This is a genomic window from Sulfuricaulis sp. (assembly GCF_049587675.1).
Taxonomy (GTDB): domain Bacteria; phylum Pseudomonadota; class Gammaproteobacteria; order Acidiferrobacterales; family Sulfurifustaceae; genus Sulfuricaulis.
The window spans coordinates 1-1,880 of the sequence record NZ_JBAVEJ010000262.1; the positions used below are offsets into that span (position 1 = coordinate 1).

General features: G+C 62.4%; 1 protein-coding gene and 1 pseudogene. Both read left to right on the forward strand.

The features are described 5' to 3' along the window. Nucleotides 1–391 precede the first annotated feature (391 nt). Nucleotides 392–1,363, forward strand: coding sequence for a protein-methionine-sulfoxide reductase catalytic subunit MsrP (msrP, locus tag WB402_RS13650; protein ID WP_424208771.1), 972 nt, complete (start codon nt 392–394; stop codon nt 1,361–1,363). A 233-nt stretch (nt 1,364–1,596) separates the two neighbouring features. Further along, a pseudogene (locus WB402_RS13655) lies at nt 1,597–1,880 on the forward strand (C4-dicarboxylate ABC transporter); the annotation flags it as partial.

Below are 1,880 nucleotides of genomic sequence, written 5' to 3' on the forward strand. Positions count from 1 at the left end.
TCGCCAAAGGGCGCCCGCGCCGCCAAGCGCGGACTAATGGGCGCCTCGCGGCGCTCCATCCCCTCGCTTGATGCGAGGGCGAAGGCGGAAAGGGACTACGGCGTACCCGGCGCCGATAAAGAATACGGGCGATGACGCTTGTCCGGGCGCAGCCCGACGCCCTCGCACCGCGCAGCGGAATGACGGAGGCGTGACTTGCCTGTGAGGCAGGTGCGGTTCTAGCTCTAGCGTGCGTTTGGAGCGGACTGAATCGCACTATTATCCGTTCGTCCCCGCGAAAGCGGGGACCCAGAGCCAAAAGGGCTGGATTCGCGCTTCCGCGGGAATGAACGGAATGCTTCCGTCGTAATGCCAAACTGCAAGGGCGCGATTCGAGAGGGTCTAAAAGCTCATGCACATCATCCACCGCCGCGGCTGGGAAATTCCCGAGCGTCAGGCCACGCCCGAACATCTCGCCTTCAGCCGCCGCGCATTTTTAGTGGGCGGCGCAAGTGCGATGGCTTTAGCGCCGTGCGCCGCCAATGCGCAGCGCGTGGCCGATCTCGCCAAGCTGCCCGATCCGACGGCCAATCTCTATCCCGCCAAGCGCAACCCGAAATTCACGCTCGACCGGCCGATCACCGCCGAAAAGATCAACGACAATTACAATAATTTCTACGAATTCGGCACCTCGAAATACATCGCCGAAGCTTCGCAGGCGCTGCCGATCCGGCCGTGGACGGTCAAGATCGACGGCATGGTGGAGAAGCCGCAGGAAATCGGCATCGACGATCTCATCCGCAAGATGACGATTGAAGAGCGCCTCTATCGTCACCGCTGCGTCGAGGCCTGGAGCATGGCCATCGCCTGGACCGGCTTCCCGCTCGCCAAGCTGATCGACTTCGCCCGCCCGCTCGGCTCCGCCAAGTTCGTCAAGATGACGACCTTCATGGATGCCAAGCTGGCGCCGGGACAGAACATGTCCTGGTTCCCCTGGCCCTATGTGGAAGGGCTCACGCTGGCCGAGGCGGGAAACGAGCTCGCCTTCATCGCCACCGGCTGCTACGGCCATCCGCTCGACAAGCAGCACGGCGCGCCGTTGCGGCTGGCGGTGCCGTGGAAATACGGCTTCAAGTCGATCAAGTCGATCGTGCGCTTCAGCTTCGTCGAGCAGCGGCCGAAGGGCTATTGGGAGGCGCTGCAATCGTCCGAATACGGCTTCTGGGCCAACGTCAATCCGACGGTGCCGCATCCGCGCTGGAGCCAGGCGAGCGAAGAGCTGATCGGCACCGGCGAGCGCCGCCCCACGCTGATCTTCAACGGCTATGGCGACTACGTCGCCGGCCTCTACAAGGGCCTGGAGAACGAGCGGTTGTGGGCGTGAGGGGCCGATAACCGTGGTTTTCCGTCGCTTCGACCAAGCAGCTGGCGCCCCACGGAAAACCCAGGGGGCGAGTGGTGCGCTTCAGCCAAATAATTATACGAAATTTATTTTTCCTCTTCCGGCTGCAAGCTAGCCTTGGCAGGCGAACCGTGCGGGATAACGCCCGCAAGAATTAGCCTGCCCACACGATCCGGCGCGGCCGGCTCGATCAGGAAACGTCCAGGAGTCAATCCATGAAGAAAGTCTTCGCGCTGCTCAGCGCGGCTTTGGCCGCGCTGGCGATGTCTGCCGCGTCGGCCAACGCTCAACAGCCGATCGTGATCAAGTTCAGCCACGTCGTCGCTAACGACACGCCGAAGGGCAAAGGCGCGCTCAAGTTCAAGGAGCTCGCCGAGAAATACACCAACGGCAAGGTGAAGGTTGAAGTCTACCCGAACTCGCAGCTGTTCAAGGACAAGGAAGAGATGGACGCGCTGCAGCTCGGCTCGGTGCAGATGCTGGCGCCGTCGACCGCGAA